Raw genomic sequence first — 647 nt, 5'->3', positions numbered from 1 at the left:
GTTGTAAAACTTATGTCATTGCCATTAAAAAAGCCGCTCGTTTCTCAACTGGCGGCTCATGTATTCAATGTGCTTGTATTACACAGCTTGTGCAAATAGTAGGAAGCAGCCAAACAGGAAGATCATACTCATGCCCATCACACCGCCACCAGCTTCGTAAACGCTGTTGTCTTCGACAGGTACACGGCGCACTTACATTGTCATCGACAATGGAACAAAAACTGCCAAGAACACAAGAATAATGCCTGCGTAGCTTAAAATTGCTAAGAAATGTTCCGGAGCAAATACAGCACCAAGTAGCGGCAGAATAAATGTGGTGACGAAGACCACTGGCTTGCTGGTTTTGAGCAAGTCCGCGTTTTGGTCGTAAAGCGCCATTGCCACACCCAAGAATGAAGTTAGCAACGCCAAACCAGTAAACATGGACAGAATAAACTCCAAGCCATTGTACTGTTGACCAAGAACCGAGATAAGTTCAGTGACGTTTGAGTACTGTACCAGCTCATGTGGCGGCAAATTACCCACAACCGCAAACAACCACAATAGGTAACAAACCAAAGGAATCGTAGAGCCGACAACGATCATGTTGCGCAGCTGAGTTTTGCTCGCTTCTTTGTTGTAAGTCACCAACGAAGGAATGACGACCA

1 pseudogene is annotated in these 647 nt (G+C 45.4%); it reads right to left on the bottom strand.

From position 1 onward, the window contains the following. Positions 1 to 78: 78 nt before the first annotated feature. Positions 79 to 647 (bottom strand): annotated as a pseudogene (locus R8N47_RS25900) (aromatic amino acid transport family protein); the annotation flags it as partial.

This window comes from Vibrio sp. 2132-1 (assembly GCF_033344315.1).
The sequence above is the reverse complement of the archived record's forward strand: the minus strand, read 5'-3'. Positions and strand labels throughout refer to the sequence as shown.